Source organism: Acidobacteriota bacterium, assembly GCA_016713675.1.
Taxonomy (GTDB): Bacteria; Acidobacteriota; Blastocatellia; order Pyrinomonadales; family Pyrinomonadaceae; genus OLB17.
Window position 1 is genome coordinate 461,573 of sequence record JADJOS010000005.1, and the last position, 19,536, is coordinate 481,108.

General features: G+C 51.1%; 13 protein-coding genes and 2 tRNA genes. 7 read left to right on the forward strand and 8 right to left on the reverse strand.

Features of this window, described 5'->3' with window-relative positions:
• Positions 1–393 precede the first annotated feature (393 nt).
• From IPK01_19010 to IPK01_19030, 5 genes are all read left to right on the forward strand, one after another.
• Positions 394–2,034, forward strand: a complete 1,641-nt coding sequence (locus IPK01_19010; GenBank protein ID MBK7935519.1) for an NAD(P)-binding protein — start codon at positions 394–396, stop codon at positions 2,032–2,034.
• Complete coding sequence (gene nifJ, locus IPK01_19015; GenBank protein MBK7935520.1) at positions 2,031–5,609, forward strand: pyruvate:ferredoxin (flavodoxin) oxidoreductase; 3,579 nt, start codon at positions 2,031–2,033, stop codon at positions 5,607–5,609. The genes IPK01_19010 and nifJ overlap by 4 nt, the downstream gene beginning before the upstream one ends.
• A 154-nt stretch (positions 5,610–5,763) precedes the next feature.
• Positions 5,764–6,147, forward strand: coding sequence for a hypothetical protein (locus IPK01_19020; GenBank protein ID MBK7935521.1), 384 nt, complete (start codon positions 5,764–5,766; stop codon positions 6,145–6,147).
• Positions 6,148–6,459, forward strand: a complete 312-nt coding sequence (locus tag IPK01_19025; protein MBK7935522.1) for a membrane protein insertion efficiency factor YidD — start codon at positions 6,148–6,150, stop codon at positions 6,457–6,459.
• 9 nt (positions 6,460–6,468) lie between these two features.
• Positions 6,469–7,722, forward strand: coding sequence for a hypothetical protein (locus IPK01_19030; protein ID MBK7935523.1), 1,254 nt, complete (start codon positions 6,469–6,471; stop codon positions 7,720–7,722).
• A 690-nt stretch (positions 7,723–8,412) separates the two neighbouring features.
• On the opposite strand, the gene IPK01_19035 is transcribed toward IPK01_19030, so the two are convergent.
• From IPK01_19035 to IPK01_19060, 6 genes are all read right to left on the reverse strand, one after another.
• The gene (locus IPK01_19035; protein ID MBK7935524.1) at positions 8,413–10,344 is read right to left on the reverse strand and encodes a hypothetical protein; all 1,932 of its coding nucleotides are present in this window, start codon (positions 10,342–10,344) and stop codon (positions 8,413–8,415) included.
• The gene (locus IPK01_19040) at positions 10,341–10,967 is read right to left on the reverse strand and encodes a DUF305 domain-containing protein (GenBank protein ID MBK7935525.1); all 627 of its coding nucleotides are present in this window, start codon (positions 10,965–10,967) and stop codon (positions 10,341–10,343) included. The genes IPK01_19035 and IPK01_19040 overlap by 4 nt, the downstream gene beginning before the upstream one ends.
• A gap of 245 nt (positions 10,968–11,212) precedes the next feature.
• Positions 11,213–11,287 (reverse strand) — tRNA-Cys (locus IPK01_19045).
• A gap of 93 nt (positions 11,288–11,380) precedes the next feature.
• Positions 11,381–11,455 (reverse strand) — tRNA-Gly (locus IPK01_19050).
• Positions 11,456–11,507: 52 nt separating this feature from the next.
• Positions 11,508–13,154, reverse strand: a complete 1,647-nt coding sequence (locus IPK01_19055) for an ABC transporter substrate-binding protein (protein MBK7935526.1) — start codon at positions 13,152–13,154, stop codon at positions 11,508–11,510.
• Between the two features lie 15 nt (positions 13,155–13,169).
• Positions 13,170–14,276 (reverse strand): glycoside hydrolase family 3 protein, encoded by a 1,107-nt coding sequence (locus IPK01_19060; protein ID MBK7935527.1) that lies wholly within the window; start codon positions 14,274–14,276, stop codon positions 13,170–13,172.
• A 66-nt stretch (positions 14,277–14,342) separates the two neighbouring features.
• On the opposite strand from IPK01_19060, the gene IPK01_19065 reads away from it, so the two are divergent.
• On the forward strand, positions 14,343–14,672 hold the full coding sequence (locus tag IPK01_19065) for an HIT domain-containing protein (protein MBK7935528.1): 330 nt from the start codon (positions 14,343–14,345) through the stop codon (positions 14,670–14,672).
• A gap of 6 nt (positions 14,673–14,678) precedes the next feature.
• Here the strand turns inward: IPK01_19065 and IPK01_19070 are convergent, their stop codons facing one another.
• Positions 14,679–15,734 (reverse strand): N(4)-(beta-N-acetylglucosaminyl)-L-asparaginase, encoded by a 1,056-nt coding sequence (locus tag IPK01_19070; protein MBK7935529.1) that lies wholly within the window; start codon positions 15,732–15,734, stop codon positions 14,679–14,681.
• A 114-nt stretch (positions 15,735–15,848) separates the two neighbouring features.
• Here IPK01_19070 and IPK01_19075 point away from each other — a divergent pair, with 114 nt between their 5' ends.
• Positions 15,849–16,868 (forward strand): hypothetical protein, encoded by a 1,020-nt coding sequence (locus IPK01_19075; protein MBK7935530.1) that lies wholly within the window; start codon positions 15,849–15,851, stop codon positions 16,866–16,868.
• Positions 16,869–16,874: 6 nt separating this feature from the next.
• Here the strand turns inward: IPK01_19075 and mutS are convergent, their stop codons facing one another.
• Positions 16,875–19,526: a DNA mismatch repair protein MutS gene (gene mutS / locus IPK01_19080; protein MBK7935531.1), complete on the reverse strand. Its 2,652-nt coding sequence runs from the start codon at positions 19,524–19,526 to the stop codon at positions 16,875–16,877.
• Positions 19,527–19,536: the final 10 nt, after the last annotated feature.

A 19,536-nucleotide genomic window follows, 5' to 3' on the forward strand; every position in this document is an offset into this window, starting at 1 on the left:
TCACTTTTTGGTCAGAAATAGAACTGGTCGGTGACGTGATTGTAAGCGTTTCGATTCACCTATGTCAAGAATTTTGGCCCGCTGGCATTTCATGTAACAACATTGCCATCTAATATCTTCGAAATATAGTGGTCGTGCGCTCTGGATCGGGCTCACAGGTTTGGCTGGGACGACTTTGACAGTCAGCATCGACGGCTTGTCGAAAGCGATTGTTTGGAGGGTGCGGAGTTTTACTGCATCTCTGCGTAGATTTTCGTAGTTCCGCGGTTCACGGATAAGCCAATTCTTCCCACATACGCTAATTGGCTGTTATAAGGCCCGCTTTCTGATGGCACACCTCTTGCAGATTGGACCGATTGTTGGTTCGAACCCAATATGTGATGGAAAACTCAAATGACGCAACTTAAAGGCGATCTCACCGCTCAGGCGGATCTCAAAACTCATGGTGCGGGCACTGGGCCCGTACGAAAACGAAGGCCGGTATACGTTGATTTTCTTCCGCCATGCAATCAAGCATGTCCGGCTGGCGAGGATATACAGGCTTGGCTTGACCTGGCTCAGGCCGGAAAGTACTTCGAAGCCTGGCAGAAACTCACCGAGGATAACCCTCTCGCTGCAGTTCACGGCCGAGTATGCTATCACCCGTGCGAAAGTGCGTGCAACCGGGGATCGATCGACACATCGGTGAGTATCCACTCGGTCGAACGATTCCTCGGTGACATGGCGATCTCACAAAATTGGAAGTTTGCCTCGCCGAAAATGCGGACCGGAAAACGAATACTTGTGATCGGAGCCGGCCCGAGCGGCCTTTCGGCGTCGTATCATCTTGCTCGACTCGGTCACAGTGTCACGATCTATGAGGCTGGCCCCATGGCCGGCGGAATGATGAACTTCGGCATTCCTGCGTATCGATTGCCTCGTAATGTGCTGAGGGCCGAGATCAAACGAATCGAAGATCTCGGGGTGCAGATCAGGCTTGATAAAAAGGTTGTTGACGTTATGGCGGAAAAGGCGGAAGGGAACTTTGACGCCGTCTTTATCGCGATCGGTGCCCACATAGGTAAAAAGACCGACATCCCAGCGAGAGATGCCAGCAAAATTCTGGACGCTGTCACGTTCTTAAGGGACGTTGAACTGGGAAATAAGCCAAACATCGGCCGCCGCGTAGCCATTTACGGCGGAGGCAATACAGCAATGGATGCCGCACGGACGGCGAAGCGTCTAGGTGCGGAAGAGGCCCTAATTATTTACCGACGCGACCGTGAGCATATGCCGGCACATGATTTTGAGGCCGACGAGGCCTTGAGCGAAGGTATCAAGATCCATTGGCTCACCACTATCAAAGATCTTGATGAATCATCGTTAACTGTTGAACGAATGGAGATCGTCGACGGAAAGCCGGTCCCAACCGGCGAACTCGAAACTCTTGCCGCTGATTCGGTGATCCTTGCCCTGGGCCAGGCGACCGAGACAGGATTTCTCGAGGGTGTCGACGGTATTGAATTCGATAGTGACGGTACCGTGATCGTCGACAGGCAAATGATGACAGGCTCTCCGGGCATCTTTGCCGGAGGCGATATGGTCCCGAGCGAACGAACTGTGACGATCGCGACCGGGCACGGAAGAAAAGCAGCCCGCAATATCGATGCGTGGCTGGATAAACGTACTTTCGAGAAAAAGCCGAACAATCCGCTGCTTACGGTTGACCAGCTGCACGTCTGGTATCGAACAAAGGCGGATGCTGCCGAGCAGCCGCATATCGAGCCCGAAACTGCCGTGAAAGGCTTCGACGAGATCGTCGTCGGCCTTTCAGAGGACGAAGCCCGTTATGAAGCACAACGCTGCTATTCCTGCGGCAATTGCTTTGAATGTGACGGCTGTTTTGGTTCCTGCCCGGAGGATGCCGTCATCAAGCTAGGTACCGGCCTGCGATATAGATTCGATTACGATCTTTGTACAGGCTGCGGAACATGTTACGAACAATGCCCATGTCACGCGATCGACCTCATCGGAGAACCGGAGGCAGCAATATGAATTCCCAACTAAAACACCATCCGGTAACGCTTGACGGAAATGAGGCTGCTGTTCATGTTGCATATCGCATCAACGAAGTATGTGCGATCTATCCGATCACACCTTCGTCGGCAATGGCCGAATTTGCCGATGAATGGGCCGCGAAGGACATAAAGAACATCTGGGGAAATATTCCAGATGTGATCGAAATGCAAAGCGAGGGCGGTGCCGCAGGAACCGTCCACGGAGCATTGCAGACAGGCTCATTGACGACAACATTCACCGCATCACAAGGACTGATGCTGATGTTGCCAAATATGTACAAGATCGCCGGCGAGTTGACGTCGACCGTCTTTCACGTGGCGGCAAGATCGCTCGCGGCACAGGGTTTGTCGATCTTCGGCGACCATCAGGATGTGATGGCCGCGCGAACCACCGGATTTGCATTGCTGGCGTCTGCGAGCGTTCAAGAGGCTCACGACATGGCTCTTATCGCACAGGCGACAACGCTCAGATCGCGAATTCCATTTATTCATTTCTTTGACGGATTCAGAACATCCCATGAAGTAAATAAAATAGATCTCATTTCAGATGCCGATATTCGGGCGATGATCGACGACGAACTCGTTTTTGAACATCGCGGGCGAGCTTTGAATCCGGATAACCCCTTCATTCGCGGCACGGCGCAGAATCCTGATGTGTATTTCCAGGGACGCGAAACCGTAAATTCGTTCTATGCCGCAGTTCCATCGATCCTGAAGGAGGAGATGCGGAAGTTTGCGAAGCTTACCGGCAGGGAATATTCACCGGTCAAGTATTATGGTGCACCGAATGCCGAGAACGTGATCGTTATAATGGGTTCGGGCGTGGAAACAACATCGGAAACGGCCGCGTTTCTCGCACAGAAAGGCGAAAAAGTCGGAGTACTTCAGATCTCGCTTTATCGCCCGTTTCCCGACGACGACTTCATCGCTGCGTTGCCCGCCTCGGTCCGTAAGATCTCTGTTCTCGACCGGACAAAAGAGTCCGGAGCATCCGGCGAACCACTGTATCAGGACGTTATGATCACGCTGATGGAAGCTGTTTCCGGCGGGAAGTTGGCTCAGATGCCGCTAGTTGTAGGCGGCCGATATGGCCTATCGTCCAAAGAGTTTACGCCGGCAATGGTCAAGGCTGTTTACGACGAATTGTCCCGATCGAAACCAAAAAATCATTTCACGGTCGGCATTATCGATGATGTCGGGATGACGAGCATTGACGTAGACAACAGTTTCAGACTTGATGAGTCGGATTGGACCCAGGCTCTGTTTTTCGGGCTCGGATCGGATGGAACCGTCGGAGCGAATAAGAACAGCATCAAGATAATTGGCGAGAACACAGACCATTCGGCACAGGGCTATTTTGTTTACGATTCGAAAAAATCCGGGGCCAAGACCGTCTCACACCTTCGTTTTGGCACCAAACCTATCAAGGCTCCGTATCTGATCTCGTCTGCCGATTTTATTGCTTGCCATCAATTCAATTTTCTCGAGAAGGAAGAGATGTTGTCGCTCGCCAAGCCGGGCGCGACGTTCCTTCTTAATAGCCCGTATCCGCACGACGAGGTCTGGGACAACATCCCGCTCGCCGTGCAGCGGGCTATCATTGATAAGAAGATCAAGCTATATGTGATCGACGCTGATGACGTGGCGAGTAAGACCGGAATGGCGGCCCGCATCAACACGATCATGCAGACCTGTTTCTTTGCTCTCTCGGGCGTGCTGCCGCCGGACGAAGCGATCGCCCAGATCAAGAAAGCGATCGAAAAGACCTATCTCAAAAAGGGGCAGGCGATAGTCGATAAGAATTTTAATGCGGTCGACCAGACGCTGGAGAACCTTTTCGAGGTCGAGATCCCGCAAAATACCAATGCCCTGGAAGGAAATGCGGCCGGCATGTCACCAAGAGCTCCGGAGTTCGTCCGTACGGTTACGCAGATGATGATTAGCGGCAGGGGCGACAGTATACCAGTCAGCGCTCTTCCAATTGACGGAACCTATCCGAGCGGCACTTCTAAGTGGGAAAAACGGAACGTTTCAAGCCGCGTTGCTGTATGGGAACCGGATCTATGCATTCAATGCGGGAACTGCAGTTTCGTCTGCCCTCACAGCGTGATCCGGGCTAAGTTCTTTCACAAGGACCATTTGAGGGAGGCTCCTGACGGTTTCAAATACTCGCCGATCAACGCCCGTGGTTTTCCGGAAACAAAATATTCACTGAACGTGTATCTGGAGGATTGCACCGGATGTAATCTTTGTTATGAGGTCTGTCCGGTCGATGCTCCGGGCGAGAACGAAAAGCGGGCGATAAACATGGCAGATAAGGCCGTAAACCTCGAACCCGATCGTGATAATATTCGCTTCTTCGAGCTCTTGCCGCAGAACAATAAACCGGAAGTTGATTTTTCGACGGTTCACGGAGTTCAGTTTCTTGAACCGTATTTTGAATTTTCCGGAGCGTGTGCCGGCTGCGGCGAGACACCGTATATAAAGGTTCTTACCCAATTGTTCGGCGATCGCCTCTTGGTCGCTAACGCGACCGGATGTTCTTCGATCTACGGCGGCAATTTGCCGACAACTCCATGGACTTCAAATTCTCTCGGGAAAGGGCCGGCGTGGTCAAATTCGCTTTTTGAGGACAATGCCGAGTTCGGCCTGGGAATGCGTCTGACGGCCGACAAACAGCTGGGAACTGCACACCAGCTGCTGGAAATATTACGGCCGGAACTTGGGGATGACCTGGTCGACGAGTTGAAAGATGCTCCTCAGCGGCTCGAAAGCGAGATCCTGCAGCAGCGGTTACGAGTTGCCGAACTGAAGGTAAAACTCGCAAAACTAGATAGCACCGAGGCAAAGCATCTGATGTCGGTTGCAGACCAGTTGGTCCATCGCAGCGTTTGGCTTATCGGCGGTGATGGTTGGGCATACGATATTGGTTCGGGCGGGCTGGACCATGCATTGGCGACGGGGCGAAATATCAACATTCTCGTCCTCGATACAGAGGTCTATTCCAATACCGGAGGTCAAATGTCCAAAGCGACGCCGACAGCTGCGTCTGCCAAGTTTGCCGCGGCAGGAAAGCGTGTTGGCAAGAAGGATCTGGCACTTCAGGCAATTTCGTACGGGAACGTGTATGTCGCACAGATCGCAATGGGTGCAAATCCGCAGCAAACCCTACTCGCACTTCGCGAGGCGGAAGCATACGATGGCCCGTCGCTCATACTTGCATACAGCCATTGCATCGCTCATGGCATCGATATGGAAAAAGGGCTTAATCAACAAAAACTAGCGGTTGCGAGCGGTTACTGGCCGCTTATCCGATACAATCCGATCCTGCGAAAGAACGATCAGAATCCATTCGTTCTCGATTCGCCAAAACCGTTGATACCGCTCCGGGATTACGCCTATAACGAACTGCGTTACAAGGTGCTGACCCAGACCTCACCGGTCGAGGCGGAGCGGTTGATGGTACTCGCCCAAGAGATCGTTGATCTTCGCTGGAAGACATACGAGGAAATGGCCGGATTTGGAGCTAGCTCGTTCCAGCCGGTTTTCTGAACGAGAGAGTATCCGGAGTTCGAATGAGTGGAAAGTCGAACCGCCGCAATTTGCGGCCATAAGGGCTATTCGTGAGTTCCGTTCAACAGTTTTTCGAAGATCGATCGCACTTTGTGTTACCATTGTCCCGAATTCACAATTGGACTTAACTAATATGAAGAAACTAAGCGGTTTGGCGTTGATATTATCGTGCCTTCAACTCTTGTCAGTGTCAGTTATGGCCCAACGGCGTAACGACGATCCGGCGGCCGCCTGCGGTGCTGCGGGCTGCGGTATTATCGTATGGCTGATCATGATGGTCGTGATCTTCGGGATCGCGATCGGCGTGATCGTGTTCATTGTCAAATGGATCGGCAAGGATGCGACTTCGCGCGGCATGCCAAACGCCCAGTCGATGAAATGGCTAGGTCTGTTGGGTCTTCTGGGGTTGATAATTTATCTGCTTCAGCGGCCCCAAGGCAACATGTTCCCATGCCCGCATTGCGGAAAGCCGAGAATGCAAGGTTTGCCGCAGTGTCCGGCCTGCTATCAGCCATAAATGAGCGTTTGGAAAAAACGAGTCTTGGCCGGAGCGGCTTTCGTCGCTCTGCTTTTGATTGCCGACACCCTGCGTTCGCCCGAGAAACAGGCAACAGCAAGCATCTATATAGGTTCTGTCCATCTTTACCAGAGCTACGGCCGTCCGATGCTTGAGGGTGTGGTAGCTTGCCGATATCGTCCGACCTGCTCGGACTATTCGATCGAGGCGGTCGAACGGTTTGGCATCGCACGGGGCCTTTATTTGACGGTTATCCGTGTTTATTCATGTGACGAAAGCGTTCCGATGGGAACTGTCAATGAACCTATTTAATTACGACTTATGAGGATCAGAATATCGTTCTTTATATTTACACTGCTTATAGGTGGCGCGTCGGCAGTTAAGATCAATGCGGCCAAATGTTCGGATGGGAATGGCCCGGTCGCGGCATTGATCAAGAACGGCACCGACGCACCGTCAAAAACTCCTCTTATACTTATCCATGGAATTCAGGCGACGACGGACGGTTCCAATGTCGACGCCGACAATAAGTCTTGGACAGAATTTATCAAGCTTTTCAATTCCAAAGATTCGCAGCTCAATGGTCGATTTGCATTGTACCTATTTCAATACTGCAGCGACCGCGAACCTGTCTCCGTGATCGGAAACAGGCTCAGAGACCTTATCGATCAGAAGATCCCCGACCGGCCGCACGTTATCGTTGCACATAGTATGGGAGGCCTGATCGCCAAATCATATATGGGCCGCACCGAGCACAACCGTGGTCTCTGGAAGGGCAAAAAGGGTGGCGACACCGTGTCGGCACTGATAACCCTTGCGACACCTCATCATGGTACGCCGGGTGCAAATGATCCCGGCACAATGAAACACTTGGTTCCGGACAAATTCGAGGCGATCTATAACGGCGTACAGCAGTATTATTGGCGTGCGGAAAAAGGATCGGTTCGTTCGCCGTCGTTACCGAATCGATCCGATCTTCGCTGGGATAATTTTGATGGAAAGCTTGATATTTCAACGAAAGATGTGAATACAGATCTAGCCGCAAGCAATACCGCCTTCGGCCCATACGCATCAAAACTAATTGCCTACGGCGGAACTGCGCAATCGACCCTATCTGCGATCGAAACAGCGTCTATGCTGTTCGAGACAAAATTTGGAAGCGGCAAGCCGATGGATGAACATCGCTTGCTGACCCTTGCAAACATCGGCCTCGTCAACGGCCTCGACCGTCATTTCGGTGATGCCGACGGACTCGTGCCGCTCGTTAGTTCGCTTTTTTGCGATCAGGAAGGTACTCGAACTGATTCGCGGCCGGTAAATTGGATATGTTCATCCGCTGTCCGTGTTCGCCGGTTCGAACCGGGAAACGGAGGCGAGCTGCCTCAAGCCCAACTGCCGGACAAACAAACTCTTAGCATTTTCCGCAATGGCCGTGGCTTTGACCACCTCGATATGCTAATGAATCAGACGGTGCTTAGATACGTGATCAGCGATCTCGCCGCCTTGCCGTCTTCGCCATCGATAAAGCAGCCGCAATCGACTAAAAAGCCCGTAATAACGAGGCGAACCAAATAACAGATTCTTTACGATCAGCGAGCAACAGCGATCGGGGTCATCTATGAAGTAACCCGTTGATGTCAAGCTCACGGGTATTTGGGCATCTACTATTTTGTTGGCTGGGGGCAATGTTGCCCCCGCAGTCGATGGGTGCGAATCGGGGCGGCGATGGGCTGTTTGGGATCTGGCTTTTGAATGGGAATGTTGGAGAGCGATGGGATGTTTGTCGTATTTGTGAGCCGAGGGCAGGATCGGCAGCCTGCGACGGTCTTTGGGACGAGTTTTTTTGACTGTCGCAAGGCCAATTTTTATTGTCGCTCACCCCGTTTTTTTCTGTCGCAAACCCCCTAAAATATTGTCGCTAGACCCCTTAAATACTGTCGCAGTACGCACTTTTACAGCATTTTTATCATTTTTGTTGATAAAATTGTGGTACGTACCACAATTCGCACGCGGAGGTGAAAAATACACGTTTGGTTCTCCCCAAAAACGCGCCTCAACGCCGATGGATTAGCCCGTATTTCCCAAACAGATCTACGAATACAAGGTCTATGACGCCGCCGCCACAAACACCTCCCACTTCTCAAACCGCGCCGATATTTACGGGGCACCGAAAGAGACCAGGCAGCGGCACATGGCAGAAAAGGCTGTCCGAATCATTTTTGGTTCGGACAGCCCTTCGATTTTTACTTCATCAGCAAGCAACGATCAGATCGCCGGTTGTTTCAAGATATCGACTAGGCCCCGCAAGCGGGCGGAGTCAGCCGCGGTCTTCAAGGTGTTCTTTTCGAGAGCCGTCGCCAATTTGTTGAGTTTCACGATCTCCTGTTTGTTCAGCTTTGAACTCTCCGCTTTCTGTATCGCCGCCCGCGTGTCGGCTATCTGCGATGCCGACAGAGCCTGCGACCGCTCTAGCTGGTCGATGTAGGCCTTAGCGACGACCAATTTACGAGGCCACTCAATGCGATGTTGATTCTGCACATTTAGTTCGGCCACCTGTATCGTGCTTGCCGCGTCGATCTCATTCTGTGATAGGTTCTTGGTCGGTGTCAGCTCAAAAATGTCCAATCCACGAGCGATCTCTGACGAATAGATACGGCCGTTATACCAATATGCCGACCATGAACCAGCCAAGATCAACATCTTCGGGTCGATTGGCCCTCGGTCAAAATAGGCGATCTCGAATGGCTTGCCGGCATCGGTAAAGTCCATGATCGAGATACCGCCCTGATACCATGCCTGAACCTTGATATCCCGACCGGGAACAGGAACGAGCGAGCCATTATGAGCGACGCAGTTTTCACTGTCGCCCTGCGCAGCCGGCAATTTGTAATAGTTCGCGAAATGAAGTTTGTTGTCCTTCAGATCAAAGATCGCGTTAGCTCCCCATTTGTTCGGATCGTTCTCTCGACAGCGAGCACCCATTCCTCCGCCCCATTCATCAGTAAATACAACTTTCTTGCCGTCATTTGAAAATGCCGCCGAATGCCAATATGAATAGTTTTTGTCATTGACCGCGTCGATACGTTTTGGATTGGCCGGATCTTTGATGTCCAAAATAATTCCGTTCCCCGAGCACGCCCCAGCCGCAAGTCCGATCTCGGAGTAGACGGTGATATCGTGGCACTGGTCGGTATCAGCGGGTTTGGGCTGATCGTGCGAGCCGCCGCTGTTCAGGGAATTTATAACGCCTGTCCGCGGATCCATAAATATCCGAGGACTCGACACGATCTTTGCGTTTTGTGGGGCCGCAAGCGGAACCTTGATCACTTCGATTCGAAATTGTGCAGTGTCAGGATTCTTGTCCGGTGATCCGCCCGAACAGCCTACAAGTTCTTCGCTCTGGCGAACCGGAGACGTACCCGAAACGTATATGTAAACATTGTCCTTGTCCTTCGGATCGGTCACGAGCGTATGCGTGTGTGAACCACGGCAGGTTTGTACGGCACCGACCTGTTTCGGATTGCGGATGTCGCTGATATCAAAAATTCGAACGCCGAGGAACCGGTCCTTCTGGGCTGCCGGCATTCCCGTTGGCTGCTGTCCTGCCGCCGGCGGCGGTTCCGGAGCAAATCCTTGTGAGCCGCAATCAAGTCTGCCATTTGGCATTTCGACTGACATGAACATCAGGTTTTTATGAACAGATACGTCGCCCTGGCCACCGGGGCAAACCATCGAAGTAACCAGCTTTGTCTTTCCGGGCTCGCCAATGTCGTAGATGTTCATTCCGTAGAAATTCCCGAGGAAAAGGTAATTCCCCTGAAAAGCAAGATCGGAATTGGCAAGAGCGAGGCCGGCATATGCCATTCTTATCGACGGCGGTATCATCGAGGCATCACCCACGCCGAGAGCACCAAGTGCTTTGGCAACCTTCGGGCCGTTAGGATCGATACCAAGTTGGAAAGCATCAGGCTTTTTCAGAAGCATTAAATGCTTCATCCCAAAAGCAGCTTCCCCCGCGTCCCACAGCCCCGGCGTCAGCTTGGCCCGCGGATCATTGGCATCAGAACCAGTCATACCTGCCGGTAGCGGCGGTGCCGATTCGAGCGCTGCCTGTGCCGACGCGGCCGCAACAAAGCATATACAAACTAATAGGGAAGTGCCCATCAGGCGCAAAACAGTCATCAGTCCTCGGTTCATCGGTTCTCCTCTACTTTCTTTTTACTCAGCAAATTCTGCATAATTCTGATCTCAGCCCGCTGCCCGCTGTCGACATCAGTTACGAAATTAAAGAGCTCAGCATCCTGACCGGCCCCCGCCGTGTCGAGAAGTTCTTTAACCATGATGAGAGCCCCTCCATGGTGCTGGATCATCCCGGACAAAAACAATTCATCAAATTCCGAACCCTTCGCCTTCCTCAGGGCGTCCATTTGCTGTTCAGACAACATACCCGGCATGACCATTTGGTGTGTTGACGAATGGCCCCCGTGCGAATGCGAACCCGACATTGAAGGCATCGGCATCTCGGTGGATTCTCCCTTGGAAATCAACCACCGCTTCATAAAATTTATCTCGTCCGCCTGAGTATGGCTGATTCGAGCTCCCAACAGTCGAATCTCTCTATTTTCCGTTCGGGATGCCATCAAGTCGACCATTTCTACTGCCTGGGCATGATGCATGATCATGCCCTGCATAAACTCAACATCCTTTGCCGAACGCGGCGGCAGCACAGCCCGAGACGTAGACGGCAATACCTTTGTAATCTGCCCTGGAGCACCGGGTCGCACTATCACCGGAGCGGTCTCATCCGTTTGCTGAGCCACGATTTGAAGGGATAACAAGAACGTAAACACGACTCCCGCGGTCGCGTGTAAAGCGTGCTTTTGCCGTTGGTTTTAGATGATGGGCTATTCGAAATTGACGTTTCGGGCATTTGATTAACACACTACCACAGAAATGCGAACAGCTAAAAAAGCACGGCGCTTTCGTGTTCAAAACAATGAACGCAGGGCTGCCGCAAAAAGTTTCACAGGTAATCCAAATTTTGGCTCGAATTTACTTGAGATAATGGAGGCGGCGATCGGAATCGAACCGATGAATAAAGGTTTTGCAGACCTCTGCCTTACCACTTGGCTACGCCGCCGTTAAAGAAAAGTAGGCAGTTTGCACTTGGCGGTTGGCAGTTAAATTACTCTACCGCCCACTGCTGACTGCAAACTGCCTACTCCATTTGAACTGGAGCGGGAGACGAGACTTGAACTCGCGACTTCGACCTTGGCAAGGTCGCGCTCTACCACTGAGCTACTCCCGCGTCGCAAACCATTATTTTAACGTTTGCAATTAGATTGTCAAGTCAGGTCCACTTACTCACTGACCGTTATATCCTTGATAAAACTCCAGTCGCCACTGGGGTTTATCTTGATATTGCCTATGCGCTTGTTCGCGACCACCATATTCGACGGATACCAAAGCGGCAGCAACGGTAATTCGTTGCTGACCGTTTGCCAGGTCTTGGTATATAGTTCCTTTGCTTTTGACTTATCGGTTTCATTGATCGCATCCTCGACCAGTTTATCTACCTCGGGATTCGCGTAACGGCTGCGATTGCAGCACGAGACGTTTCCGCCGGGAATCTTCGTCGAACTGAACAGATCACGTAAGAAGATCGGGTCTTGGTTGCCTCCGATCCAAATACCGGTGTACATCTGAAATGAGCCTTGAGCCAACTCTTTTCGGATCGTATTGACCTCAAGCGTTTCGATCTGCACATTTAGGCCGACATCCGTCAACGCACTTTGTATCACCTGTGCATATTGATTGATGGCAAGATTGCCTGAGCCGTATTTGAACACGATCGGTTCATTCTTGTAACCTGCCTCTTGTATCAACTGACGTGCCTTGGTCTGATCGAACTTGTATTCGGTGCCCGCGTTATATGCCCAAGACTGCGGCGGAAGGATCGAATTTGCGACCTTCGCCTGCTCAAACAACAGGTCGGTAACGATCTTCTGCCGGTCGATCGCATAGCCGATGGCCTGACGGATCTTTACATTGTTCAGCGGTGCGGATGTCGTGTTGAACACAAGATATTGGATATTCGAACCATCTGTTTGCTCGACCTTGAGAGTCGGGCTATTGCCGAGAGATTTTAGTGTATCGGGCGATATATTATTTGGATTGGGGGCCAGGTCCACGCCTCCAGTCTGCAGTTCGGCCTGTAAGGAATTGGCATCTGTCACCGTTTTGACACGCACTTTCTGCACCTTCGGAGCTCCTTCCCAGTATTCCTGATTAGCGGCAAGTTCAACAATATTCTGCGAGGCATCAAGGCTGACAAATTTGAATGGCCCGGTGCCTAGTGGCTGATCTTTCTGCCGTGCGACCGAATCAGTCGGTATGATAGGTATCGCAACAAGGTTAGAGAGAAGCTGATTTTTGAGCGAGGGCCTGGTTACTGTAAATACAACTGTTTTTACGTCGGGCGTTTCGATCGATGTGATGTGAGGAACACGTTTGGTTTTTGGCTCTTCGACCGGCTTCACCGCAGGTGTTGCCCCAACAGGTGCCTCGGGCTTTGCCGGAGCAGGTGTCTTTGAGGCATCGACCTTATCAAGCGGCACCGTATCAAAAAAAGCTCCGGACTTAAATCCATTGCTCTTGAAAAGCTCGTCAAACGTATATTTTACGTCCGCAGACGTGAAATCTTGCCCGTTGTGAAACTTTACACCGTCCTGAAGGATAAACGTTATAACCTTGCCGTCCGCAGACGTCTTGATCTCTTTCGCCAATTCGCCGACATAGTCAAAATTCGCGTCCTTTTTCACCAGCGAATTGAAGATCAAGTTCTTAACCCTCTCTGCAGCTGCATCCGAGCCCGTCATCGTAAGCGTGTCAAAAGCCGTGAATTTCTCAGGCAATGCAACGGTAACGTATTCAAGGTTGCGTTTACGGCACGTCGAAGCAGTGGCGAATAATGAGACAACAAGTGCAAGAAATATTAGTTTACGCAAATCGGTAAGCCCTCCTCAGCGGTTCAGATATGTATTAAATTCAGTGATCTCGTCAGAGATAGCGGCCAAACGGGCCGTGTCAAATGGGAGTGGTTCGGACAATTGCGATTTCAAAGCGGCGATCCGAGAGAGGGAGCTGTTGATACGATCTTCGCTAATAGCACCCTTTTCCACTGCCGATAGAACGGCCTCAAATCCGTCGCGAATGTTCCTTGGTTCGGCACAGATCGCCAAAAGGTCCTGTCCCGCATTTACGGCCATCACACACGCGGAACCCATGCCGTAATTCTTCATTATTGCGCCCATTTCAAGGTCGTCAGTAATTGCGAGCCCGTCATATCCAAGCTCACCTCGAAGCAGTTGTGAAATGAAATTATAACTCAATGAAGACGGTAAAAGTTTGCCATTTTCGTCAACTTCCTGCAAACCAACATTGGGGAAAGCCGCATGTGCGGCCATAAGAAGATGAACTTTTCCCATGCCGAGCAGTTTGCCGTATGGCATGAGATCTGTGCCGAAAAACTCTTCCTCGGCGACTCGTACCGAAGGCAGCTCCTCATGGGAATCTACCTTTGCAGCCCCAAGTCCAGGGAAATGCTTAATACATCCGATCACCCCGTTATCCTGCAAAACATTTAGAAATTCGCCTGCAAGCTCGACCACATCTTCAACCGATCGGCCATAGGCACGTGAATAAAGCCCGTTGCCCGTTTGTTCGCGCTCGTAATCGACGACATCGACCACGGGTGCAAAATTCATATTGAACCCTAATATACGCACCGACTCAGCAATTAGCTTCGCGAGTCGCGATGCATCTTCGGCCTTTTTGATCTTATTTGCTGCCGGCATTGGCGTTAGTATCCGCCTGAGCCTGTCGACAATACCACCTTCCTGATCGAGGCTCAGAAATGGGACAACCGGAAGGGCTCTTCGGAGATCATCGAGCAATTTACGCGTTTGTCCGGCCTCACGAATGTTCCTTGTAAACAGACAAATTCCCCCCGGCGACACATCATTAAGCAACTCGAGCGTTGCGGCATCGACATCCGGCCCGGCGATCCCGATAACGAATAGTTGTCCGACCTTTTTCCGTAGCGGCAGGGAATTTAGCTGTTTGATCATCGTGAAAACCTAGATGCTGAGTTTACCAGTCACGAGATTTTTTATAAAGTTGGTTGGAACAAGCATATGAGCGAAGATTTTTATTGCGAGAGTGTTCTCAGCGGTTTGATCGAGGTGAACAAGGTGCTCGAAACCGAGAATGTGCTTGCTTACCATCACACCCGGCCGTTTTGGGAAACACACATTGTCGTAATTCCCAAACGACACATATCATCACTAATTACGATCGATGCAAGCGACAATGATCTATTTCTTGAGATGTTCGAAGTGATCCGCCGCGTCGCAACAGATGTCGTAGGCGAAAAAGGGGCTGCTCGTGTGTTGACAAACCTAGGTGAATACCAAGATTCAAAACACCTGCACTTTCACGTCTATTCCGGCGATCAAACCAACTAGACCTAACTATGTTTCTTCGGGCTCCGGTGCTTTGAAGACAAATTTCGAATCGAATACTCTGCCGTCCGGGTATCGCGAGTTTGTGACCGAATACGTGAATCCGCTCAAGACCGAGAACGCCCCGACCTCGCCATTCTTAGAAACAGCAACAAAACCAACCTGAGTTTCGCGAGCTTTTTTCTGATCGCGTCGCACAATACGCGTCACGGCTTCGCGGCAGGCTTGTTCAGGGGAGCGGCCCATTCTCATTAGTTCAACCACGAGGTGTGTGCCACAGATCCGGATCACCTCTTCTCCAACACCGGAACTTGTCGCTGCTCCAACCTCGTTGTCGACAAACAGCCCAGCTCCGATGATCGGCGAATCGCCGACGCGGCCGTGCATCTTGAACGCCATGCCACTCGTGGTTACTGCTCCAGATAGGTTGCCTCGTGCGTCTATGGCTATCGTACCCATCGTATCGTGATTGGCAGATCCATTCGGAAAGAACGATGGGGCTGCCAGTGTGCTTTGACCTACTTTCTGGTTTTCAATATTTGCGATCGGCTTGTAGTTCGATTTCTCAAGCCACCTTCTCCATTCCTTTTTAGCATCGTCTGAGAGTTTTGCAGGAATCCGTTCGAAGCCATTTTCGATCGCAAATTGAGTCGCACCATCGCCTGACAGAAAGACGTGTTTCGTCTTTTCCATCACCATACGGGCTACGGAGATCGGGTGCTTAATGTGTTGGATATAAGCTACGCTCCCTATATCCGCTCTGTGATCCATTATCGAAGCATCAAGCGTGACGTAGCCGTCGCGGTCTGGATAGCCATCGAGACCGACGCAACAACTCGCATCGTTCTCCGCCGATATAGCCGCCTGCTCGACCGCGTCGATCGCCATTCCTTTTTTTGCAAGCACTCTCCAAGCCGCAGCGTTTGCCGAAATACCGCTGTCCCAAGTCGAGACGGCCAGCGGGCGCGTAAAAGTGGTGCGGCTTGGAGCGTCACTCGAACTGGACACAGCGGCGAAAAGTGGCATTGCGGAGACGGCCTTCAAAAAATCTCTACGATTTGTCATAACTCGACATTTTACGACCTGCGGGGCGGTAATCGAAATAGTAGGGACCCAAAATTTCGATTTCCTTGCTATAATCTATTGAAAACCTACATCTGAAAGTGAGAGAGCTCAATTATGCTTAAGCGTCTGATCATCATCGGCCTATTCCTGATCTCAGCGTCAACTATTTCTGTTGCCCAATCAGTTTGCGACGGCAACCAGATCTTTTCGCAGAAAGATTGTCTAGGCGACGCGGTTTCAACTGTTGAAAAAGCGTTGTTTGACCTAGTGGCAGATTACCGTTCTTCTAAAAAGCTTCCGTCATCAAAATTGTCTTTGTCGCTCAGCAAACTTGCCAATCGCCATCTGATCGACATTACCACGAACTTGAAGGCATTTACCCATAGTTGGAGTAACTGCCTGTACGATATCAAAGACGAAAAGACATGGCATTGCATTATCGATTCACCAAGACGGTTAAACAGCGGCTACCTCGGCCAGGGTTACGAAACGCTTTATGTTACGTCTGAACTGAAAGCGAACGTCAAAACGGCTCTCGATGCATGGAAGAAAAGTACGTTGCATAATTCGATCATCACTAACCAAGGAATGTTCAAGGATCTGCCTTGGGAAGAGATCGGGGTCGCGGTGAACGGTAATTACGCGTGTTTGTGGTTCGGCACACCTAAGAAAGCACTGCCGTTCAGCGAACAGTCGACAGGGCTCGGCATAACTTACGATCAGATCATCTCAGGCCTAACAAGTATCGTCCCACTTAAACAAGAATCGTCGACGGTAGAATCAACAAAGTGGAAAGGGATGTCTGCCGACAAGACGGTTTCGATGGATGTTTACGGTACAAAAAGGGACATTTCTGAGGCCAAAATGTCTATAACCGCCAAACTCCAGGCCGGCGGGGAACTCAGCAAACAGAATTTCAATGTTCTGATGACGTTACTGAAGAACGCGTTTCCGACATGGCCCGACCGTGAATCGTGGTTTCAAGGTTCGCTAAAGGAGATCGGAATGAACAACTCAGTTGTAAAAACGAAAGTGCTTGGCAAAAATCACGTCGAGATGAAATATGGGGCTGGCGGAGCAATAGTCCTCCAAATAATGCCTCGGTCAGCCGTTCGGGCTATCGAGATCGATTAACACTATCTATATTATCTTTTTCTTTATGCGTTCCAAGAGTAATTTTGCCTCGTCGGCTGAAAGTTCACTTATTTCGACCTCTCGCAGTTCATCGATCGCACTCTCATTTGCAATTGCAAATAGCGAGAACTGAGTCGCGGCCTGACCGCCGGCGGCTTTTGCAAGTCCCGTTTTTTTCTCGTTAGCAAATACAGCTAGTTCATACTGCTCAAGCTTCGCTAAGACGTCATTTGCCCGTTCGATGACACTATTCGGTAAGCCCGCCAGCTTGGCGACAGCGATTCCGTAGGATTTGGAGGCTTTTCCTTGCTGAAGTTTATGAAAAAAAACGATCTCTCCACCCTGTTCTCCGGCCGTGATCTGATAATTCTTTGCTCCCGGAAGATTTTCGGCAAGTTCGGTCAGTTCATGATAGTGGGTCGCGAACAGCGTTTTAGCTGAATGTGCATTCGAATCGTGTAAATATTCAGCAACTGCCCAAGCGATCGAAAGGCCGTCGAACGTTGATGTCCCCCGGCCGATCTCATCAAGCAAAATCAGGCCTCTCGGCGTCGCGTTGTGCAGTATCTCGGCAGTCTCGGTCATCTCGACCATAAACGTAGATCGTCCGGAGGCAAGATCGTCGGATGCACCGACTCGCGTCCAAACTCGATCTACGATCGGCAGCTTTGCACTTGTGGCGGGAACGAACGATCCGATTTGAGCCATTATCTGGATCAACGCTATCTGACGAAGGATCGTCGATTTTCCGCCCATGTTCGCACCGGTGATAATGAGTAAACGGTCGGTCGAATTGTTGAGTTTAATGTCATTCGGAATGAACGAAGTTCGGATAAATGCCTCTACGATCGGATGCCGACCGCTTTTGATCTCGATCTCGTCGCCGTCGTGCAAGGTTGGACAAACGTAATTTTGTCTGGCAGCGGCTTCGGCCAGCGAGCACAGAGCATCAAGTGTTGCGAAGGCACGTGCTGTCGACTGCAGTTTCCTCGTCTCGCCGCATACCTGCGATCGAACGCCTTGGAAAAGTTCGCTTTCAAGCCGTAGTATTTTGTCTTCCGCACCAAGCACCTTCTGCTCCCATTCCTTAAGTTGGGGAGTTATGTACCGTTCAGCATTGGCAAGCGTTTGGCGTCGTTCATAGTCGTCGGGCACGCGGCTGACATTGCCCTTTGAGATCTCAATGTAATATCCAAAAACGTTGTTAAAACGCACTTTGAGATTCGATATCCCTGACCGATTCCGCTCATCAGCCTCAAACGCTGCGATCGTCTGCTTGGCCGACATAGCGATGCCTCGAAGATCATCAAGCTCAGAATCAAATCCGGCTCGAATAACGCCGCCGTCGCTAACATTCAGCGGCGGCTCGTCGGCCATCGCACGGTCGATCAGATCGCGAATCTCCGGTATTTCAAAGATGTTTTCTGACAAAACTTGTAAAAGGAGGGAAGTCGCATCGCTCAAGACGCTATTGACGGCGGGCGATTGTTTGATAGACCGATTCAACGCCAAGAGATCCCGCGGCGATGCCGTGCCGAGATTGAGGCGGCCGATAAGGCGTTCGAGATCGCTGACATCCTTGAGCAAAAAGCGAAGTTTTTCACGAAAGATCGTGTCCGATAACTCGTTGACGGCCGAAAGGCGTGTTTGTATCTCGCTTCGCTTGAGTGACGGGCGCAGCAGCCATTGCCTGAGCAGCCGAGAACCCATCCCTGTCACCGTGTGATCTAGAACACCAAACAAAGTCCGCTTATAGCCCTCTCCGCGGGACTCGACGATCTCAAGGTTTCTCAATGTTACTGCATCAAGCACCATGTGATCGGCCGGTTCAAAGTACTCGACTGCCGAAATATGCCCTGCGACCGTTTTCTGCGTCTCCCGTGCGTATGTGAGACACGCCCCGGCTGCACGAATCGAGTCCGTTTTTCCGTCAATGCCAAATGCCCTGAGTTCGTTGACCCCAAATTGCGCCTTTAAGAGCTCGGAGCAATCTTCGAGTCCAAAATTATCATTCTCCTGAGGTGTCAATGTCGCACGCCCACCGGTCGCAGGCGAATCATCTGTGAAGAGCGAATTCTCATCATTTTCCCCAAAGGTCGACAAAATCTCACTTTCAAGCGACTTCGGATATAAGATCTCGCGCGGAGAAAACGCTTCGACCTGATCGCAGATCTTGTCCCAAGAGCCTGCACCCGATATCTGAGTTGTCGAAAAATGCCCAGCCGAAAGCTCAAGAAAGGCAGCAGCGAATGTATCACCGCTCCCACAGATAGCCGCGAGGTAGATAGAATCTCTGGATTCGACAAGTTGGGTATCAATTGCTGTTCCGGGGGTGATGACGCGGACGACTTCGCGCTTCACTAGTTTTACGCCCTTTCCCGCATCTTCGGTCTGTTCGCAAATCGCAACGCGATAGCCTTTTCGCACCAACTTTGAAATGTAATTCGCCGCAGCATGATGTGGAACCCCGCACATAGGAACAGGATTAGGTGAATCCTTATGGCGTGCTGTCAGCGTGATCTCGAGTTCACGCGAACCTAAAATAGCGTCCTCATTGAACATTTCATAGAAATCACCGAGCCGGAAGAACAGAAGGGTTCCTGGATATGACTTTTTTATCTCCAGATACTGCCGGAGCATTGGTGTGGCATTTTCCATCGATGTTTCT

What these genes read in the sequence shown, in the direction of transcription:
- IPK01_19025 (MBK7935522.1), top strand. Translation starts at nt 6,148, where the DNA reads ATGAGCGTTTGGAAAAAACGAGTCTTGGCCGGAGCGGCTTTCGTCGCT.
- IPK01_19035 (MBK7935524.1), bottom strand. Translation starts at nt 10,344, where the DNA reads ATGAACCGAGGACTGATGACTGTTTTGCGCCTGATGGGCACTTCCCTA.
- IPK01_19010 (MBK7935519.1), top strand. Translation starts at nt 394, where the DNA reads ATGACGCAACTTAAAGGCGATCTCACCGCTCAGGCGGATCTCAAAACT.
- IPK01_19075 (MBK7935530.1), top strand. Translation starts at nt 15,849, where the DNA reads ATGCTTAAGCGTCTGATCATCATCGGCCTATTCCTGATCTCAGCGTCA.
- mutS (MBK7935531.1), bottom strand. Translation starts at nt 19,526, where the DNA reads ATGGAAAATGCCACACCAATGCTCCGGCAGTATCTGGAGATAAAAAAG.
- IPK01_19020 (MBK7935521.1), top strand. Translation starts at nt 5,764, where the DNA reads ATGAAGAAACTAAGCGGTTTGGCGTTGATATTATCGTGCCTTCAACTC.
- IPK01_19070 (MBK7935529.1), bottom strand. Translation starts at nt 15,734, where the DNA reads ATGACAAATCGTAGAGATTTTTTGAAGGCCGTCTCCGCAATGCCACTT.
- nifJ (MBK7935520.1), top strand. Translation starts at nt 2,031, where the DNA reads ATGAATTCCCAACTAAAACACCATCCGGTAACGCTTGACGGAAATGAG.
- IPK01_19030 (MBK7935523.1), top strand. Translation starts at nt 6,469, where the DNA reads ATGAGGATCAGAATATCGTTCTTTATATTTACACTGCTTATAGGTGGC.
- IPK01_19060 (MBK7935527.1), bottom strand. Translation starts at nt 14,276, where the DNA reads ATGATCAAACAGCTAAATTCCCTGCCGCTACGGAAAAAGGTCGGACAA.
- IPK01_19065 (MBK7935528.1), top strand. Translation starts at nt 14,343, where the DNA reads ATGAGCGAAGATTTTTATTGCGAGAGTGTTCTCAGCGGTTTGATCGAG.